The sequence below is a fragment of the Paenibacillus enshidis genome (assembly GCF_042136365.1).
Lineage (GTDB): Bacteria > Bacillota > Bacilli > Paenibacillales > Paenibacillaceae > Paenibacillus > Paenibacillus enshidis.
In genome coordinates, this window is record NZ_JBHHMI010000002.1 from 205,604 (window position 1) to 223,967 (window position 18,364).

Sequence of the window (18,364 nt, forward strand, 5' to 3'; positions counted from 1 at the left end):
CGCTTATTTTTCACTTCTCTTCGTGTATTATACCCTAACCACATCCCCCTGCTTCAAGCTATGACCAAAATTGGCCTTTTAAAAAAACAAAGGTCAAGAACAGGAAAACTTACTCCTGATCTTGACCTTTTGCAGTTACAACTTGAGCAGCTTGAGCGTGCGCTTGATGACTTCTGTCGTCGCCCAACCGCTTGATCCTGCAAGCAAGGCATTATGAAGCAGCACCAGCCACAGGTTATAAATCAGCGTTCCCAATCCGATTTCGATCAGAATAAACATTTTAATCGAGGACATCTCTACCACATACACTTGAAAAGGACGTTCAGATGCCGGTTTCATACCCCACCCCGCAAATTGCTGTTAGTTAAGAAAGATATATACAGCAGCAGGCTTGCCTTATTCATAACATTTTCGACTATTCATTCTTCAACGTAAACCTGTACAGTTGGTAGCTTCCGGTTGGCTGGCGGTTTAAACATAACAGCCGATTATCCGCCCATGCGAGAGCCTGCACATTGGGCAGATTGCTGTATAACAGAGAATGCCCGCGCGGCTCCTTTCCGTGTTTCTGGTCCATATACATTCCGTAAAGTTCGGTAACCCCTCTTTCATTTATCGCAGTATACGCAAGCTTCTGCCCTGTCTCCATCTGATACTGAAAAAGCCCTGCCGTTCGATTATTGTATTGGGCGGATAATTACAAGCTGTCCATATCCCGATCAAAAGCAGCATCCGTGATTATTTCTTTCTGGAGCCAGGATAAATTTGCACCTGATCGTAAAATATTTCACTGAATATGTCTTACATGAACCGTTGATCAAGGCTGAGTCGTCACAGGCACGGCATCCCCAAAGTATTCCTCCAGCGTGATTCCCTTTGCGCTGATCTCTTTAGCAAGCTCAACACCTACGTACCGGATATGCCATGGCTCGTATTTATAACCGGTAATGCCTTCCTTGCCTTCCGGGTAGCGGATAATAAATCCGGATTCAGCCGCATGTGCTGCCAGCCATTCAGCTTCCGGCGTGCCTGCAAAACAGGACTCTGCCGCACACTTTCCGTCACTGCCCGAAACATCGATAGCCAGTCCGGTTTGATGCTCGCTCGTTCCCGGATAGGCGCTGTAGGTTTTAGCTTTTTCTTCGCCGTCCTTGGCAGCATATTGATTAAAAATAACCTTCTGTCTCGCCTCCGACCGATAGCCGGACACCCCTGCGAGATTGATTCCGTCCTTCCCGGCGGCAGCAAACATCGTCTCAAGCGCTTGCGCGGCTTCTTTACGCAGCATCCGTTTCTCGATCTTTTCTTTAAAGACGAAACGGACATCCGGATAAACCAAATCTGCGGGGATGTAATTTTCCGGAAGACGGATCTGTTTATTCACCAGTACGGTAACCGCATCCGGATCGGCAACCACAGGCAGCGAGTCATTATCCGGGCTGTCCGGCTTGCTGGTCTGTCCATCCGTAACAGGTGCCAGTTCTGTCTTCACTCCCTCTTGCTGAGAAGTGCCTGCCTTGTTTGTGTTGGCTTCCTGAGGCTGTGGGGTCTCCCTTTGCTCACACGCCGACAACAGAAGCGCCAATCCTGTACAGACAAGCAGCAACCCCACATAAAACATTCCATTTCTTTTCAACACATATGTACCTCCAATCCACATCCTACATTTTATCCTTTTAACTTCACCATGTTAAGGATTATTTTAGCTGTGGATTAACGCTGCCGTTTACCAATATAGAAACTATTCCTTTCTCAAAGGGCAGGTGGTGCAGTAGTTATGTTCCTGAGAAATTTTGTAAAGCAGACAGCATGTTTTACGTTTGCGCTTGGGGATATTGGAAGCGGTGATAACCATTTCAGAATTGTTGTATCTGGTGAGCGGATTATGCTCCTCTCCGAATAAGTGTGCCGGTGCTTCATGCAGCAAATAATAAAAATCAGCCTGGATTTGCAGCTTCTGCTCCTCTGTAGCTTCCTTCGCCATTCGCTGCTCATACAGCCAATACACGGAAATCGCCACATTCTCCCACAAAGTTGAAGCGGGGATTCTCGCAGCTTTGGAAATCGAGCGCCATACCTTTGCAATATTTTCAGCGAAAATGCTGCTGATCATGCGATCACGCCATTCATTCCGTTCTTCTACTGTGGGCTGGGTGACCTGCCGGTCGGTCAGACATACTTCTGGCAGCCAGGAATTGCCTTGGAATACGGACTCAATACGGCAATTTGTAATCTCATAAGTCATTCCTTTATTAAACATGGTCATTGCGTATAAACCGGATGACATCGTCAGGTAGGCATACCGTTTTGAAAACTGTGATGCCGCAGCTGCAATGGCAGGGGTTTGAAAAATGGCGGCAGCCTGCTCCAGATAAACCCGGCATTTCTCCAAATCCAGCAGCTCCACCGCTGGCACGAATAATGGACTGTCAGCCTGCCTGCCTGGGGATAGGCGAAAATGATCCGTTAATATTTGCAATTCATTCGGACTAAAATACGGCATTTGCACGTTTTGCATCGGTGATCTTCCTCCCCCTTCCATGCGGAATACACGCAGGTGTCCCGAACAGCGGATCAATGGTGATTTCACAGCTCATGCCAAATACGGCCTGAACCATTTTACGTGTAATAATATCCTCTGGTTTGCCTTGCATATATACCTGCTTGTTGTGAATGGCGACCATATGATGCGCATAACGGGCAGCCAGATTTAAATCATGCAGCACCATTACAATGGTCCGTTGTTCCTGCTCGTTCAGTTCAAACAGCAAATCAAGAATTTCGATCTGATGGGCCAAATCCAAATAGGTCGTCGGTTCATCCAGGAGCAGGATATCCGTCCCTTGAGCAAGAGTCATAGCAATCCAGGCTCTTTGCCGCTGCCCGCCGGAGAGGGAGTCAACCGGCCTATCCGCAAATTCCTTGATTTTCGTCGCCTCCATGGCTTTCACCACCATCCGCTCATCTTCCTCCGACCATTGCTGAAGCCAGTTTTGATGCGGATATCTTCCCTGCTTCACTAACTGCAGCACGGTTAATCCTTCAGGGGCAATCGGTCCTTGGGGTAAAATGGAAATACTTCTGGCTACCTCTTTCGTCGGTGACTTGGCGATGGCTTTTCCGTCAAGCAATACCGCCCCTTTTTGCGGTTTGAGCAAGCGTGCCAACGAACGAAGCAAGGTGGACTTTCCGCATCCGTTGCTTCCGACGAAGACGGTGATTTCCCCTTCGGGAATTTGCAAATGAAGCTCATCTATGATAAGGCTGTCCCCGTAGGACAGGGTTAATGCTTGAGTTTCCAGTAAAGGCACAGGTCCATCCCCTTTAAAGCTGCCAAATTATTTATCCAATCCAAATAATGATACTGATTATCATTACCATAATGGTCAGTTAACCATAGCCTTAAGACAAAGTCAATAAAATCCTTGGTTGAAATTACATTTCCCATGATGCGCTTTCCCTGATTTGGCTACCCAAGCATAATCATTAAAAATTGAAATGTTGTGAGTGCAATCACAAATTAACCCTGATCTTTTAAATACAATCATTTTATTAACTAAATTTTTAATGAAGGAGGCTTCTTCAAGTATGCTAACTGTGGAACAACGAAAAATCGTCAAATCAACGGCCCCTGTTCTGGAGGAACACGGCACCACAATTACTAAGGTCTTTTATCGGAATTTGTTTGAAACCCATCCGGAGCTTTTGCATATCTTCAACCATGCCAATCAGGCCAAGGGCCGGCAGCAGACGGCGCTTGCCAACGCCGTGTATGCAGCCGCCGTCCATATCGACAATCTTGAAAATATTCTGCCCGCCGTCGTGCAGATTGCTCATAAGCATGTGAGCCTCGGCATCAAGCCTGAGCATTACCCGATTGTAGGTGAACATCTGCTGAAGGCAATCAAAGAGGTGCTCGGCGATGCCGCGACCGATGAAATCCTTGACGCTTGGAAGGAGGCATACGGCGTCATTGCCGCTGCATTTATCGGGGTTGAAGCAAAAATGTACCAGGAAGCAAGGGAGCAGGAAAACGGATGGAATTTCTTCAAGCCGTTTACTGTAGTGCGGAAAGTGAAAGAAAGCGAGAATATCATGTCATTCTATCTGAAGCCGGCAGATGGCTTGAACGTGCCTGCGTATCAGCCGGGACAGTATATTTCCGTCCGTGTTAAGATTCCGGGCGAGAAATATATGATGATCCGTCAATACAGCTTGTCCCAGGCACCAACCCCGGGTGAATTCCGTATTTCCGTGAAACGGGAAGCGGACAATGATCCAAACGGAGTTGTCTCTGTGTATCTGCATACACAGGTGAATGAAGGTGACACAGTTGAAGTGAGCCCGCCAGCCGGTGAATTTGTGCTCGATACAACAAAAACAACCCCGGTTGCATTCATCTCGGGCGGAGTCGGCATCACGCCAATGATGAGCATGTTCGAGACTGTCGCCAATCTGACACCTGACCGGCCGACGGTATTTCTGCATGCCGCCCGGAATGAAGAGCTCGCCGCCTTCCAAGGCGATATTGAGGAGAAAGCTGCGGGCATGAGCAATGTTAAGTACAATACCTTTTATTCCAGTCAGCCGGACGGTTTTATCAACCGGGCCGTGCTGGAAAAGTATGTTGATATTACGGGCGACACTTATGTATGCGGACCGGTGTCTTTCATGGAAAGCATCATTCGTGAGCTGCGGGCCATGGGAATGAATGAAGAGCGAATTCACTATGAGTTTTTTGGTCCGGCTATGCAATTGGCAAATGCATAATTACATTAACCGTTATTAAATAACAGCGGCTTCTTCCACGACGGCAGGAAGAGTCCGCTGTTTATTTATTTCATTTTATTCTAGCCTGTACTTCCTCGCGCAGCAGCTCAATTGCCTGGAGAGTCGTACTCCGTTAGAAAAATTCACACCAGCAACTTTTCCTCATGTAGCTTATCAAAAATAATCCGGCTCACTGGAGAAACGCGTTCACGATCCTGATAGGTCAGCCACACCAGTTCGGCAATTTCCGCATCAGGCTGTAATTCGCCGCTAAACTCTGCGGTATAACAGGTCATTTGCACGCTCACGCCTTCCGGCTTGCCATCCGCCTGCGCCGCAAAGGTTCCGGCATAAGAGATGGTCTCCGGCAAAATGTTAACAGACAGTTCCTCTTTAATTTCCCGGATAAGGGTTTGCCCATCCGTCTCGCCAGGCTCTCTTTTTCCTCCCGGGATATAGCATATTTCTTTCCCTTGCGAACGTGCGCCGAGGATGCGGCCATTTTCAATGTAAATCCATGCAATCTTATCAATGATATTGCTCACATTGTTCACCTGCTATACAATTTTGTGGGTTGTGGACCATCATCCCGTTACAATGAGCTGATACAGCTTCATTTAATGATAATTGCCGCAAAAGCGCCTTCTGTCAAGTATGCAAATAGAACAAAGCAGCCTCGGCTAATGCCAGGCTGCCAGTTTATGCTGCCAATTTGTTCAGAACCGCGGCAGATTGGACAGATTGTTGTCCGGATTCCCGTCCGGGTATGACCTTAACGTTTTTTGGCCTTCTCGGTTTAAGCCTGTATTCACATCCTCGATCAGCTCTGCTTCCGCCATTCCGATGGCTGTTGCAATGTCAACCACCTGCCCGTTGTTCAGGCGGACGGCGGCAATCGCTCCGTTTTCGTAATGCACGGCCTCGATTTGTGCCTTGCGCGGATCAATCGTGTGCGGGCCGGCTCCATATCGGGTCCCTTCCTGCATAAAAGTCCCGTTTGCTTCAGATTGCTGCGCATCTTTACCTTGCCCGGAGCTTTGCCCGTTCGTGGGCTCAAAATGAGGGAGAGGCTGACCGTTCCAGGCAAAGTTGGCGTTATGTGTTGACAGATTCTCGCTTGTTCCTTGTTCAGGTTGCTTCAACCCGGTTCACTCCTTAACCTGTAGTGTCCTGCGTTCGGATGAAACCACTTCCATCAGGTAGGCTTTTAGATCAACAAGGCGCAGCCTGGAAGGCTTCAGGTCCGTTCCGGCGATAATAAGCGGGATCAGCGACTCCTTCAGGCTCAAAGAGCCATGTGCTCCCCCTCCCTTATGCGTTGGGGAACTTCGGTCAGCCAGCTCATACCCGGGCTTGGCTCCCACGATCAGATACCGCCCCCGGTGGGAGTTCAGGGAGCCGTATATCCGCTGCAGGACGTCCGGATATTTCCCGTACCGGATTTCATAGGCGAACTCATCCGGCTCCAGATCCAGCAGCTCCATCTGCCCCTCAATCGTCCATTTCTGCTGATAACCATCCGTCCATGTCCCACCTGCTTTGAAACGCAGCTCCTGTCCATTTCTCGCTGCCGTGATCCATCCTTCTTCCTTCCAGGCGATAAAATCGATCCGGTTATCTGCACTCAGCGGCTCTGCAATATGCCGTAAATCCAGTGTCTCCTTCAGGCAGTAAACATAGGCCATTGTTTCGTTGACAGCCAATACGATTTCGGTATGAGCACCTACCTTATAACCCGGATGCAGCACATTATATCCTTCAAGCAGCTTGTGCAGTTGGATGATCGGCTGATCCTGGGCCGGCCTGATTTGGCTGACTCCGCTATCCCCCGAAACGACAAATACCGCCCGCTGCAGTGCCTGTTCCGGAGAGCCGAAAGCCTCCAGCACGTCTTGAACCTGCCTGTCCGCTTCCACGGCTCCTTTCAGAACGGACGGTCCTTTTTTATGCAGCAGCTTGTCCATACTGGGCATGTAGACGTATACAAAATCAGGCAGCTGATCCGTCCGGATCATGTGCTTTAGTGTCTCCACCGAATATGTATCATTCAGACCCAAACGGTGAAATATGCTTTGCGGTGCTTGTATTTTACCGTTTAACGGGTTGGATAAACCGCCCAGACTGAACCAGTTCGGGCCTGCAACTTGAACCCGGTCGGGCCATGAAGTAAGCATGCGCATCCAGAACGGAATCGTCATCGTGTGCTGAACGGAACCACGGTATACAAGTCCGTTGATCGTTCCGCAGGTAAAGCCCAGCCGTGCCAGATCTTCATAAATGGTCGGTACGTCGGGATTCAAGTGATCCCGGTTCAACCGAATGACCGCATCCTCAAGCACCGCCGGTATGCCTTGCCGAATCACTTCCATGGGACCTGTTCCGTAATTGATCACCCTTTCGGCATCCGAATCATACCAAGTCAGGCCGGGGACAGAATGTTGATCCGGATAGGTGCCCGTCACCAGCGAGCAGTCAATCGTAACGGACATCGTCGGAAAAGAAGTGACCACATCACGGTAATATTGACCGTGTTCAATCAAAAATTGCAGAGCAGGCAGCTTCTTTTGTGCCACACCCCGGTCAATGGCCGAAGCCAGCAGCGAATCAATCAACAGATAAATAACGCTCTTGCCATTTTGCGTCAACAACTGCTTCACCCACCATGACTGTATTCGGGATACAGCTATTAGTGTGGTCCACTTTACCGTTAATTATCAGCCAGCTGTGGATGTCATTTCTTTGGATGGATAAAAATAAAACTACTATATGTACATCATGGACCAGCCGCCGATATCCTTAAAGCCAAGCCGCTTGTAAATGGCACCTGCAACCGGATTGTCATAAAACAAACAGACGGTCCTGCTTTCTGCCAAAAGGTCAGCGCAAAGGCGCCGCATCAGGTACGAAGCCAGCCCTTGTCCTCTGTATTCGGGATGTGTAGCCACCCCGACAATCATCGCAGACAGCGAGTTTTCCGCCGTGGACGATACAACCGCGATAACCTTCCCGTCCTTTTCAACGAAATAGCTGCGGCCCGTACGGCTTTCCAACGTGCGTCGCATGCCGCTCCGCATGGATTCCCCACTTGAGCTGAACTCCGGAATCTGGTCGAGCAGGGAACAGACCGCTTCCACATCCTCTACACCGGCTTGGTTGATCTGAAAATTAATACCCGTTTCTGTCTCGCCTTTTTCCTGCAGAGTGATAAGCTCTGCAAAAAACAGGCGTTTCTCCTTCGTAAAGCTGATCTCTTGGGCCAAACGGTCCACAATTGGCGATGAGCCGGATACCATTTCCTTTTTCTTGCCGGATAACACAAGCTCCGCAAAGCCCTGCACATCAAATTCTCCCTCCGCATAAGGAAGGTAGCTGCCATCATACCGCAGCAGCACAGCCTTTAGGCGGCCGTCAACCACATCAAATTCTCCCCACAGCTCCTGGAAATCACTTTCAAAGCCGAAATTCTCCACGTCCGCAATAATAAACAAATTGAGAGACGGCTCCCGGCCCACCAGCATCATCACTCTCTCACGGTCAGCTTCAGTCAGCTTGCGAATCATACAACGCTCCCCCTGTCGTTGGAAAATTTCATCTAACATACCATGTCACTTTAGAACTGTAAACATGAAATGTTCCGAAAGCAAAATAATAAGGATGGATACAAAGAGGCAGCCTAGGGTCACTGAGACCTTTGGCTACCCCTCAAACCGCTTTATTTAAACAAATTAACGATGATATCTGCCTGTTTCTGCGTAATCGTGCCATCGGCTACAATACCGGCCAGGGCTTCTCTCAGCCCTTCTTCGTTGCTTTTATGTTCATCAAGGCCGGATTGCGATGGCTTTTTGTTTGTCTTGGCTGAGCGCCTGATCAATGGCATTCTGTTGGGCTTGTGTATGGTCCCCTTACTTACGAGATCAGCCAGCGGGTTCGGGAGCTTGCCGCCAATCGGAAGATTAGGATATTTGGCCTTTACCTCTTCCTTTATGATTTCATTTTGGTAAAATTATGCTACAGCTTCGCTTTTGAAGCAATAGCTAGTTTTCAGACACGCCCTAGTAACCTCATTTTTTTTTGGATAGTCTCATATCGTTTAAGTGCCCTCATAAATAAGGCATGCTTATCTCCAAAAGTATCATAGATGCTTCTTCTGTGAATGCCCATATACTCAACCAATTCTTGCATCGAAGTTTTTTCATAACCTTGCACCCAAAAAAGATGAATAGCTCTTTCATTTTACATTGAAGTGAGCATTCAGCAAACTTGTAGGTATAACGTGAAATACCGATCTTGGGAGATCTGAGCCATGGATAACATTGTTTCTACCTCCTGGGTATAGTTAAAAGAATTTTCCCTTTGGCTGTTCCTTGTGCGATTTTTGCAATAGCTTCATTCACTTGTGAAAATGGAAATGTCGAATCAATTATTGGTTTCACACCTGTTTCATCGATCCATTGAGTAATATTTTTTAATTGAACGCCATTGGGCTGAACATATAAAAAATCATATGTTTTATGCTGAAGATACGCCGCTATGTCAAATGGCATTCCAATCGCACTAAAAATAAATTTCTGTATCGTTGAAAATCCACCTTGTCGAGCTGCAAAACGTGCATTGGGCCCAGCAATCAATGATAACAATTTCCCACCAGATTTTAATATACTTAATTCTTTCCTGAACTCGCTTGCACCTCGGGTGTCAATCACGTAATCGAAATCTTTCAGTAGCTTAACATAATCTTGCCTTTGATAATCAATAAAATGGTCTGCACCAATAGAGGATGCTACATGGCGAGACGATTCATCACCACTGACAGCTACAAAAAGTTTTTTTGATTTTGCATACGGAATGGCAATTTGTCCGAAGCCCCCCGTTCCACCGGGAATGAACAGCTTCGAGCCAGCTTTCACCTTCAGTACATTCAATGCCTGCACAACCGTCAAAGCTGATAATGGAACTGCTGCGGCTTCTTCAAAAGAAAGATTTTTGGGCATTTTCGCAACAATACTTGCATCAGCAACAACGTATTCTGCAAAAGCTCCCATTGTATTCAGGGGCAGTAGCGCATATACACTGTCACCTGTTATTAAATCTCTAACGTCTTGACCCACCGCTTCAATTACACCTGAAACATCAATGCCTAGCGTTAATGGGAACTTATATTGGTCAAATACACGCACCTTTCCATTAATCGCTAGTTTGAGATGTGGATCAACACCTGCAGCATACATTTTTATTAATACCTGGTGCTTGTCTATTCTGGGGATGGGTATATCATTGATGTGAGCCTTCAGATTTTTCGAGTAACCGTTTATTTGGACTGCTTTCATCGTGTTCTCCTTAGAAATTTATAATCACCTTCCCTTTTGGACGTCCATTTGCGACTAATTCTAACGCTTCATTTATTTCGCTAATCGTAAACTGTTTTGGATGCAGCGGCGGAACAATATTATTTTCTTCAATAATTTTGGTAATTTCTTTTAACTGTGCGCCGTCAGAACGAACGAAGATAAAACGATATTCCACATTTTTCTTTTTGGCCTTTTTATCATATTTTGCTCCAACAGCAGAAAATAGCTTTTGTTTCCACCATGGAAGATGATGATCTTCTGCAAAACGTCTATTTGGTCCCGTTTTCAGAGAGAGCAGTCTTCCGCCTGTTTTAATAATTTTCAATTCATTATCGAATTCCCTTGGCCCCAAGGTATCAATTATATAATCAATATTTGACAACAAATCAACATAGTTTTCCTTGGTGTAATCTATATATTGGTCTGCACCAATTTCTAAAGTACGCTCGCGTGCTTGTGAGTTGCCGCTAACAATAACCTTTAGCCCCATAGCCTTTGCAATCGGGACAGCCATTTGACCAAAACTACCCGATCCACCTGGGATAAATACAGACTTTCCAGACTGTGCCTCAAGTTCTTCATGCAAGCCCTGATACGCCGTAAGCCCGGTCAATGCTGCGGCAGCGGCTTCTGCATAGGACAAATTTTTAGGCATAGGCGCAATTGCGTCAGCATCAATCGCAGCATATTCCGCAAAAGCACCAATTTTATTTAGTGGTAGTCGTGTGTAGACTTCATCACCTATATAAAATCCTTTTACATTTCTCCCTACTTTTTCAACAATTCCTGCCAATTCATTACCAAGTGTCAGCGGGAATTTATAATCTTGAATCAGTTTCACGCTACCTGTAATAACTAACATTTCGAGTGGATTGACGGCGGCGGATTTGACCTTTACCAAAACTTCGTTGTCAGCAATTTCCGGAATTGGAATATCATTTACTTGAGCATGGAGTTCTTTTGAATACTTGGTAATTTGAGCTGCTTTCATAAGTGTTTTCATTATTCATTAACATCCTTCCGTTTGTTTCCTTATAGAAGTGCAAATGGATCAAAGCAAAAAGCAATGCTTGATAAAAGATATTTCCATAATTCATCAGTTAATCAAAGCAGCAAATACTTGTTAGTATAGAACCCAAATAGGATTTCTCTAAAAAAATTGTTCCTTAAGTCGTTTTTTTCATAGATAAATTTATGGCGTACAATTTTTCAGTTGTACGCCATTTTGAGCATTTCTATTTCTATAATTTTCAATTTTAATTTGAAGCCAATTACTTACTTTCCTGGTGCTCTAATTCTTTCAATGTAGGATAATCCGTATACCCCTTGCTCCCGCCACCATAAAATGTTGCAGGATCTGCTTCATTTAATGGAGCGCCTGCTTTAAGCCGTTCCACAAAATCCGGATTAGCTAATGACCATACCCCAACAGGTGCCAGATCTGCAAGACCACTATCGATATCAACGCTGATATTTTCTAGTGTCCGTCCAGCGCGATTGACTAATAACGGATTCGTCCATAAGGAACGAATGTCTTGAAGTAATTCATCATTTCCAAGGTGCATGACGTGAAGATAAGCCAAATTCAATTTAGCTAATTCTTTCGTCAAGTAACGGTAAAGCTCTGGCCCTTGTTCACCATCTTGAATTCCGCCAAGAGGCGTCCCTGGAGAAATGCGGAAGCCAGTTCTCTCTGGGCCAATCTCATCAACGACAGCTTTGGCTACTTCAATCGCAAAGCGAGCGCGATTTTCTATAGAACCACCATACTCATCAGTCCGCGTGTTTGAATTTTCTCCAATAAATTGGTTAATTAAATATCCGTTTGCTCCATGAATTTCAACACCGTCTGCACCTGCTGCAATAGCTGCAGCCGCGGCTTTTCGATAATCTTGAATGGTGGTTTGAATTTCTTCTTTACTTAGTTCACGTGGTACCGGGATCTCCTGCATACCTGTAGCTGTAAACGTTTCTATCCCCGGAGCAATTGCAGATGGCGCGACAGGTTGTCGATGGTGCGGTGTATTGTCAGGGTGTGACACACGACCAGCATGCATTAACTGGATATAGATGTATCCGCCTGCTTCATGTACGGCACTGGTCACCTTTTTCCATCCTTCAATATGCTTTTCTGTATAGATCCCAGGTGTCATTAAGTATCCTTGACCATCGTCTGATGGTTGTGCACCTTCCGTAATTAGAAGTCCCAAGGAGGCACGTTGAGCATAATAGAGTGCAGCCAACTCTCCAGGTGTACCATCTTCTTGTGCTCTACTGCGTGTCATTGGCGCCATCGCTAGTCGATGAGGCAATTCCATGTTTCCAATTTTTGTTTTACTCCATAATTTCGTCATCTTTATTCCTCCTGATTGAAGTCAGATTAATTGAGTGGATAGATTTACAACTATATTTAAAATTCTGAAATCACTGGATAAATTTGTCCTCTTAAATTGAAAGTATAATTTTGATCTACAATGCCTACCACTTCGTTGCTATCATACAGCTCCACCATGAAACCAGCCATTTCCTTAGCAGTATGATATTTAGGCAAGTTTGCTTTAAAATCAAAAGCTTCAGCATCTATTGATTTTTGTGCAAATTCTGACTCCGTAATAGCTGGTGCTAGAATTTTCGCCTTTAATTTTGCACCTTTTAGTTCCAATTCTTTAGCAAGCCCTTCAGTAAAGGCACTAACATAATATTTGGATGCAGAGTATGTGACACTGCCTACAGCGATAGCATATCCAAGTGCTGAAGATACGTTAATCAACTGAGCGCCTTCTACATCAGCATAGTCTCTAACATAGAGCGTAGAAAGAATTGTCAAGGATTCAATGTTCACTCTCAGCATATTCTCTACTTTTTCCAATTTTTGATCAGCAACAAAGGCTCCTTCTCCAAGCCCTGCGTTATTAATCCATGTTTCAATCGGATATTTCTTCAAATCCTTATATAAATTGTATGCCTGATCAGTAACCGAGAGATCACTTGTAACAACAACAACATCAAGATCTGAATTTATCTCCTTAACCTTTGATTTAAGTTCTTCTAACTTATCTAATCTTCTGGCAACAATGATCAAGTTTTTTCCCCGAGCAGCAAACGCCAACGCAGTCTCATAACCAATTCCTGAACTTGCTCCAGTAATTACTGTATACTTCATGCAATTCTCTCCTTTTAATTTGAGCGACCATTAGAGAATGATCGTTCTATTTTTATCATAATGAACATTTTTTAACCTAGAGCAATCTTATCATTTTTAGAACGATCAGTAAAGTATTTTTATCAAGGTAATTTGACTTGTATCTTTAACTTTTAAGCGGTTGAAATTCTTAAGATAACTTACATCTTCCCCACGACAGAGCACAATTATTCTTCATACTTGATAAAAAGCTTTTGATAATTATTGCAGAATGTGAATTTAGCTTGTAGAAAGTGAAATCAATGCCCCGTTCTGTTTTGTGTGGATCTAACCATACGGGTAACCAATTTGCGTGGCAGTAACCGCGGAATAAAGGCCATTAGTCGGTTGCGAGCCCCAGGTATGATGATAGTATCGCCACGCAAGAAGCCCCTATACCCTTCCTCAGCCACCTGACCAGCCTCCATGATTGCACCATTCTTTATCAATTTTGAATCGCCCATGCCCGAACGGTCTACAAAGCCGGTTGACGTAACTCCTGGGCATAATGCCGTCACAGTCACTCCCGTACCACTCAGTTCGTTTTCAAGAGCTTCGGTGAATGATAAAACATATGCTTTCGTTGCGTAGTAAATGGACATCATAGGTCCCGGAAAGAAAGCCACCAAGGAAGCTACATTCATCACGCCGCCCTGACCTCTTTTGACCATGTCCGGCAAGAACAGTTTTGTCATAATTGTCAAAGCCTTAATATTAACATCAATCATATTCGTTTCTTCTTCCAGGCTCGTCTCCAAAAATTTTCCATATAAGCCGAAGCCGGCATTATTAACAAGATAGTCAACTACGATCCCTTTCTCCTTAAGTTCTGTAAAAATCTCCTCAGGTACGCCAGGTGACGCAACATCCTTGGCAATGACTACCGCATGGGTTCCATGCTTCTTCTGATATTCCTTTGCAAGCTCAAGAAGTTTCCCCTTACTACGAGCCACTAACACCAAATTAAATCCATCCTTAGCGAAACGATCCGCTAACTCTTTCCCAATTCCACCTGATACTCCTGTAATAAGTACAGTTTTTTTCATCCTACAATTTCACCTCTATTTTTTGTGTGAACAATTATCGGTTCATGGCATTTTCTAAGTCACAGCGAATACTAGCAATAAAAAGTGTACAATTTTGTTTGTGGATCTTAGTTTGTGCTAAAAATAACACAAAATACAAGAATGTTCATTCTAAAAATGAGAAAATAAAGGGCTGTTCATGTTTCCAAAATCCTCATTGACATATTGGCTATGCGCTGAAGTTTCTCTATAGGAATTGAAGTTCTTAACATACTTCTTAACCCGACTCCTACATTATGCAGATATTCCGCTAATTCCTCAGCATCGTACTCAGAGGTGAATTCACCTTCTTTCTGCCCCCAAAGAATAATATCCTTGAGGAGTTGCTCTACTTTTAAGAACGCACAAATAGATTTTTCATTAACAGCAGCATCGCGCACAGCCAACTCCACTGCCGAATTTACCATTAGACATCCTGTTGGCGAGTTTTCTTCTCCGCAGATCATAATGTTAATAACAGATTGGAGTGCTTCCTTAGCATTTCGGGATCGATTAACTCCTCTTGAAAGAGCATCACTGATTTTATTGTCATAACGATCCAACGCCATTAGAAAAAGGGTATGCTTATCTCCAAATGTGTCATATAAACTTCTCCGATGGATTCCCATATGCTTAACCAAGTCTGTCATTGAGGTCTTCTCGTAGCCTTGTTCCCAAAAAAGCTGCATCGCTTTATCCAATACCTCGGTCTCATCAAACTCCTTACTTCTCGACATTTCATTTCCCTCCTTCAATTAATTTAACATATTGAGAACGATCAGTAAATAAAAAGCGTGCTAAATACACTTTTTTTCCATTTACCAGTATTCTCACATTCTCTCACGGTCAGCTTCAGTCAGCTTGCGAATCATACAACGCTCCCCCTGTCGTTGGAAAATTTCATATAACATACCATGTCACCTTAGAACTGTAAACATGAAATGTTCCGAAAGCAAAATAATAAGGATGGATACAAAGAGGCAGCCTAGGGTCACTGAGACCTTTGGCTGCCCCTCAAACCGCTTTATTTAAACAAATTAACGATGATATCTGCCTGTTTCTGCGTAATCGTGCCATCGGCTACAATACCGGCCAGGGCTTCTCTCAGCCCTTCTTCGTTGCTTTTATGTTCATCAAGGCCGATTGCGATGGCTTTTTGTTTGTCTTGGCTGAGCGCCTGATCAATGGCATTCTGTTGGGCTTTTGTAATGGTCCCCTTACTTACGAGATCAGCCAGCGGGTTCGGAAGCTTGCCGCCAATCGGAAGATTAGGATATTTGGCCTTTACCTCTTCCGTCGTGTAGTCCTCCAAATCCATACTGCTAATTTTGTATAGAATTTTGGGGCGCAGATCAGAGCTGACGGCTCATCTGCACCTGTTCGGCATACACGGAAAATCCGATTTGCTTCAGGGTTGCCCCGGTCAGGGGGCTCGCACCTTTGGGCAGATTGGGAACGATACGGTTAATATTTTCTGCAAATTTGCCAAACACATGGCTTAACATCATATGTATCAAATATTCACTATCAGGGTGGTCAGGAAGCACTTCACACTGATACAAAGTGGTGGATATGTGATCGCCATCCGGATTAAATGCTTTACGGTAATAGGCATATCCCGTCGCTTCTCCCTGCCCGCTGCGGAGGATGACCGCCTCGCCATCCTTTGCACTCTGCCAGTGCGTTTGCCAGGGATGGGAGATACGGTAAAATGGCAACTGCCCTGCACGGTGCGTGTACCATGCATTATGATCCCGACGGGCTGGTTTCCGTCAAACGCGAGCAATGTAAGCGCGGGCGACAAGTCCTCTGCGACCATTCTTTTCAAAAACGCCTCCGGTGTGGTGGCAGCATTAAAATAATACCCTTCAAAGCCGTCGTTCCAGGCCTGCACGGCCTCATCAATGGTGCATGACGTCATTTTTTCAATGCGAATCAAGGTTTTTTCCTCCTCTCATTTGTTTGACAAGATTATAACAAAGTGATCAACAAAAAAACTCGCTTTTTATATGAATAAATCCATACAAAAAGCGAGTTCGCTTAATAACTATACTATTTAAATATTACTCTTCAAACTCCACATTATGATAAACCTGCTGCACATCCTCCAGGTCTTCCAGAGAATCAATGAGCTTCTCAAACTGTGCCTGTCCGTCTTCCGGAATCGTTACATACGTCTGTGGAAGCATTGTCAGCTCCGCAACGGTAAACTCGTTAACTCCGGCATTTTTCAACGCTTCCTGCACGGCATGGAATTGATCCGGTTCCGCGTAGACGATGACAGCCTCGTCCTCCTGCAGCACGTCACGCACATCCACATCCGCTTCAAGCATAACTTCGATAACGTCGTCGACCGTTTTTCCTTCGAGGCCGATGATGGCCGTTGCGTCAAACATATATGCCACCGAGCCGCTTACACCCATGTTGCCGCCGTTTTTGCTGAATACAGCACGTACAGCAGGCGCCGTGCGGTTCACGTTATTCGTCAGCGCGTCCACGATAATCATGGAGCCGTTAGGACCAAAGCCTTCGTACCGCAGCTCTTCATAATTTTCATCCGCACTGCCTTTGGCCTTCTCCAGCGCACGGTCAATAATGGCTTTAGGTACATTATAAGTTTTAGCGCGTTCCAGTACCACCTTCAGAGCACGGTTGGATTCCGGATCCGGTTCGCCTTTCTTGGCAGCCACGTAGATTTCTACGCCGAACTTCGCATATACTTTACTCGTATTGGCGTCCTTGGACGCCTTCTTTTCTTTGATATTATTCCATTTACGACCCATACTGTTCCGCTCTCTTTCTATATTGAATCTAGAAACTTCATTTTCGTTTCAAACATAACCTTTTATATTATAGCTCCTAAAAAGCGCTTGAACAAGCTCCATTAGACTCACAGACACTGTGCGCCAACTCGTTTTACACTATGAAGCTTCGAAAATAAAGAAGCCGGCCTTCATTTTCAGGCCGGCTCGCATTTGCAGTGAGTCTTACAAATTATTCAAAATGAAACGGCTTGAGCCAATGTGCCAAGCTGCTCTTTCAACTGATGAACACTCCGCACGAAACGGACGGTTTTCGTTTCGGAATACATGACTACCGAGTGGGTTTCCGCACGGCTTCCCGGCAGGTAGCGAACTCCTTGCAGGAAATCGCCGGACGTCACGCCTGTAGCCACAAACAGCACGCCTTGCCGTCCTACCATATCGTCCATGGTCAGCAGGCGCTCCGGCTGCTCGATCCCCATCCGCTTGCAGCGCTCGATATCTTCATCCGAGTCGGGTAGCAGTCGGCCCTGGATATCACCGCCCATGCACTTCATAGCCGCGGCGGCAAGCACACCTTCCGGGGCGCCTCCAGAGCCAATATATAGATCAACGCCGCTGTCTTCTGTGCAGGTGTCGATGGCTGCCATGACATCCCCATGTCCGAGCAGCTTGATGCGTACACCCGCTTGTCTCAGCACTTCAATGATGGAGCGATGACGTTCACGATCCAGGATGGATACCGTCAGATCTGTCAAAGGACGATCCAGTAGCAGCGCCGCTTTGGCCAGGGTCTGCTCGAGAGGATCGTCGAGTGACAGACTGCCTGCCAGCTTGGGTCCGACGGCCAGCTTTTGCATATACATATCTGGCGCATGAAGCAGACTTCCTTGGGGAGCCGCTGCAATAACCGAGATGGCATTATTCAGCCCCTTCGCGACGGTTTCAGTTCCCTCCAGCGGATCCACAGCGATATCCATTTTCGGTCCCTTGCGGTTGCCGACCCTCTCACCGATATATAGCATGGGCGCTTCGTCCATTTCTCCTTCGCCGATGACCACGGTGCCATCCATCGGAACGGTGTTAAAATGGCTGCGAATGGCAGTCGTCGCTGCATCGTCGGCGCTGTTTTTGTCTCCCCTGCCGATCCATCTTGCCGATTCCAATGCTGCCGCTTCCGTAATTCGCACCAATTCCAATGCCAGTTGACTCTCCATTCCTCATCCCTCCAAATTA

The 18,364-nt window shown here is 45.8% G+C and carries 20 protein-coding genes and 1 pseudogene; 1 reads left to right on the plus strand and 20 read right to left on the minus strand.

All coding sequences use genetic code 11. The annotated features are described in order from the left end of the window. Nucleotides 1–135: 135 nt before the first annotated feature. From ACE41H_RS03480 to ACE41H_RS03495, 4 genes are all read right to left on the minus strand, one after another. Nucleotides 136–339: a hypothetical protein gene (locus ACE41H_RS03480; RefSeq protein ID WP_375353402.1), complete on the minus strand. Its 204-nt coding sequence runs from the start codon at nt 337–339 to the stop codon at nt 136–138. Nucleotides 340–817: 478 nt separating this feature from the next. Continuing rightward, entirely contained in the window at nt 818–1,639 is an 822-nt protein-coding gene (locus ACE41H_RS03485; RefSeq protein ID WP_375353403.1) for a M15 family metallopeptidase, read from the minus strand. Between the two features lie 102 nt (nt 1,640–1,741). Next, nucleotides 1,742–2,518 (minus strand): IucA/IucC family C-terminal-domain containing protein, encoded by a 777-nt coding sequence (locus ACE41H_RS03490; protein WP_375353404.1) that lies wholly within the window; start codon nt 2,516–2,518, stop codon nt 1,742–1,744. After that, the gene (locus tag ACE41H_RS03495) at nt 2,490–3,311 is read right to left on the minus strand and encodes an ABC transporter ATP-binding protein (protein WP_375353405.1); all 822 of its coding nucleotides are present in this window, start codon (nt 3,309–3,311) and stop codon (nt 2,490–2,492) included. The genes ACE41H_RS03490 and ACE41H_RS03495 overlap by 29 nt, the downstream gene beginning before the upstream one ends. Nucleotides 3,312–3,588: 277 nt before the next feature. Between ACE41H_RS03495 and hmpA the strand changes: the two genes are divergently transcribed. Further along, nucleotides 3,589–4,770, plus strand: a complete 1,182-nt coding sequence (gene hmpA / locus ACE41H_RS03500; RefSeq protein ID WP_375353406.1) for an NO-inducible flavohemoprotein — start codon at nt 3,589–3,591, stop codon at nt 4,768–4,770. A gap of 143 nt (nt 4,771–4,913) precedes the next feature. Here hmpA and ACE41H_RS03505 read toward each other — a convergent pair whose 3' ends face one another. From ACE41H_RS03505 to glpX, 16 genes and pseudogenes are all read right to left on the minus strand, one after another. Further along, nucleotides 4,914–5,315, minus strand: coding sequence for an NUDIX hydrolase (locus ACE41H_RS03505; RefSeq protein WP_375353407.1), 402 nt, complete (start codon nt 5,313–5,315; stop codon nt 4,914–4,916). A gap of 171 nt (nt 5,316–5,486) precedes the next feature. Then, a complete protein-coding gene (locus ACE41H_RS03510) occupies nt 5,487–5,912 on the minus strand; it encodes a DUF3892 domain-containing protein (protein ID WP_375353408.1) in 426 nt (141 codons plus the stop codon). Between the two features lie 6 nt (nt 5,913–5,918). Further along, complete coding sequence (locus tag ACE41H_RS03515; protein ID WP_375353409.1) at nt 5,919–7,418, minus strand: alkaline phosphatase family protein; 1,500 nt, start codon at nt 7,416–7,418, stop codon at nt 5,919–5,921. Between the two features lie 114 nt (nt 7,419–7,532). Next, nucleotides 7,533–8,330: a GNAT family N-acetyltransferase gene (locus ACE41H_RS03520; protein ID WP_375353410.1), complete on the minus strand. Its 798-nt coding sequence runs from the start codon at nt 8,328–8,330 to the stop codon at nt 7,533–7,535. A 502-nt stretch (nt 8,331–8,832) separates the two neighbouring features. Further along, a pseudogene (locus ACE41H_RS03525) lies at nt 8,833–8,994 on the minus strand (TetR/AcrR family transcriptional regulator); the annotation flags it as partial. A 98-nt stretch (nt 8,995–9,092) separates the two neighbouring features. Then, a complete protein-coding gene (locus ACE41H_RS03530; RefSeq protein ID WP_375353411.1) occupies nt 9,093–10,100 on the minus strand; it encodes an NADP-dependent oxidoreductase in 1,008 nt (335 codons plus the stop codon). Between the two features lie 10 nt (nt 10,101–10,110). Then, nucleotides 10,111–11,124, minus strand: coding sequence for an NADP-dependent oxidoreductase (locus ACE41H_RS03535; RefSeq protein ID WP_375353412.1), 1,014 nt, complete (start codon nt 11,122–11,124; stop codon nt 10,111–10,113). 268 nt (nt 11,125–11,392) lie between these two features. Then, nucleotides 11,393–12,475, minus strand: coding sequence for an alkene reductase (locus ACE41H_RS03540; RefSeq protein ID WP_375353413.1), 1,083 nt, complete (start codon nt 12,473–12,475; stop codon nt 11,393–11,395). 56 nt (nt 12,476–12,531) lie between these two features. Further along, nucleotides 12,532–13,284 (minus strand): SDR family NAD(P)-dependent oxidoreductase, encoded by a 753-nt coding sequence (locus tag ACE41H_RS03545; protein ID WP_375353414.1) that lies wholly within the window; start codon nt 13,282–13,284, stop codon nt 12,532–12,534. A 278-nt stretch (nt 13,285–13,562) separates the two neighbouring features. After that, a complete protein-coding gene (locus ACE41H_RS03550; RefSeq protein ID WP_375353416.1) occupies nt 13,563–14,348 on the minus strand; it encodes an SDR family NAD(P)-dependent oxidoreductase in 786 nt (261 codons plus the stop codon). Between the two features lie 176 nt (nt 14,349–14,524). Beyond that, complete coding sequence (locus tag ACE41H_RS03555; RefSeq protein ID WP_375353417.1) at nt 14,525–15,103, minus strand: TetR/AcrR family transcriptional regulator; 579 nt, start codon at nt 15,101–15,103, stop codon at nt 14,525–14,527. 287 nt (nt 15,104–15,390) lie between these two features. Continuing rightward, on the minus strand, nt 15,391–15,678 hold the full coding sequence (locus ACE41H_RS03560; protein WP_375353418.1) for a hypothetical protein: 288 nt from the start codon (nt 15,676–15,678) through the stop codon (nt 15,391–15,393). Nucleotides 15,679–15,718: 40 nt separating this feature from the next. Next, on the minus strand, nt 15,719–15,874 hold the full coding sequence (locus tag ACE41H_RS03565) for a hypothetical protein (protein WP_375353419.1): 156 nt from the start codon (nt 15,872–15,874) through the stop codon (nt 15,719–15,721). A gap of 5 nt (nt 15,875–15,879) precedes the next feature. Further along, nucleotides 15,880–16,305, minus strand: a complete 426-nt coding sequence (locus ACE41H_RS03570; RefSeq protein ID WP_375353420.1) for a hypothetical protein — start codon at nt 16,303–16,305, stop codon at nt 15,880–15,882. A 124-nt stretch (nt 16,306–16,429) separates the two neighbouring features. Continuing rightward, nucleotides 16,430–17,149 carry a YebC/PmpR family DNA-binding transcriptional regulator gene (locus tag ACE41H_RS03575; protein ID WP_375353421.1) on the minus strand — a complete coding sequence of 240 codons (720 nt, stop codon included), beginning with the start codon at nt 17,147–17,149 and terminating at the stop codon, nt 16,430–16,432. A gap of 215 nt (nt 17,150–17,364) precedes the next feature. Beyond that, complete coding sequence (gene glpX / locus ACE41H_RS03580) at nt 17,365–18,345, minus strand: class II fructose-bisphosphatase (RefSeq protein WP_375353422.1); 981 nt, start codon at nt 18,343–18,345, stop codon at nt 17,365–17,367. Nucleotides 18,346–18,364: the final 19 nt, after the last annotated feature.

Excerpts from the sequence above, each read along its gene's own strand:
- glpX (WP_375353422.1), bottom strand. The coding sequence starts at position 18,345 with ATGGAGAGTCAACTGGCATTGGAATTGGTGCGAATTACGGAAGCGGCA.
- ACE41H_RS03480 (WP_375353402.1), bottom strand. The coding sequence starts at position 339 with ATGAAACCGGCATCTGAACGTCCTTTTCAAGTGTATGTGGTAGAGATG.
- ACE41H_RS03555 (WP_375353417.1), bottom strand. The coding sequence starts at position 15,103 with ATGTCGAGAAGTAAGGAGTTTGATGAGACCGAGGTATTGGATAAAGCG.
- ACE41H_RS03550 (WP_375353416.1), bottom strand. The coding sequence starts at position 14,348 with ATGAAAAAAACTGTACTTATTACAGGAGTATCAGGTGGAATTGGGAAA.
- hmpA (WP_375353406.1), top strand. The coding sequence starts at position 3,589 with ATGCTAACTGTGGAACAACGAAAAATCGTCAAATCAACGGCCCCTGTT.
- ACE41H_RS03535 (WP_375353412.1), bottom strand. The coding sequence starts at position 11,124 with ATGAAAACACTTATGAAAGCAGCTCAAATTACCAAGTATTCAAAAGAA.
- ACE41H_RS03545 (WP_375353414.1), bottom strand. The coding sequence starts at position 13,284 with ATGAAGTATACAGTAATTACTGGAGCAAGTTCAGGAATTGGTTATGAG.
- ACE41H_RS03490 (WP_375353404.1), bottom strand. The coding sequence starts at position 2,518 with ATGCAAAACGTGCAAATGCCGTATTTTAGTCCGAATGAATTGCAAATA.
- ACE41H_RS03565 (WP_375353419.1), bottom strand. The coding sequence starts at position 15,874 with ATGATGTTAAGCCATGTGTTTGGCAAATTTGCAGAAAATATTAACCGT.
- ACE41H_RS03530 (WP_375353411.1), bottom strand. The coding sequence starts at position 10,100 with ATGAAAGCAGTCCAAATAAACGGTTACTCGAAAAATCTGAAGGCTCAC.
- ACE41H_RS03520 (WP_375353410.1), bottom strand. The coding sequence starts at position 8,330 with ATGATTCGCAAGCTGACTGAAGCTGACCGTGAGAGAGTGATGATGCTG.
- ACE41H_RS03540 (WP_375353413.1), bottom strand. The coding sequence starts at position 12,475 with ATGACGAAATTATGGAGTAAAACAAAAATTGGAAACATGGAATTGCCT.
- ACE41H_RS03575 (WP_375353421.1), bottom strand. The coding sequence starts at position 17,149 with ATGGGTCGTAAATGGAATAATATCAAAGAAAAGAAGGCGTCCAAGGAC.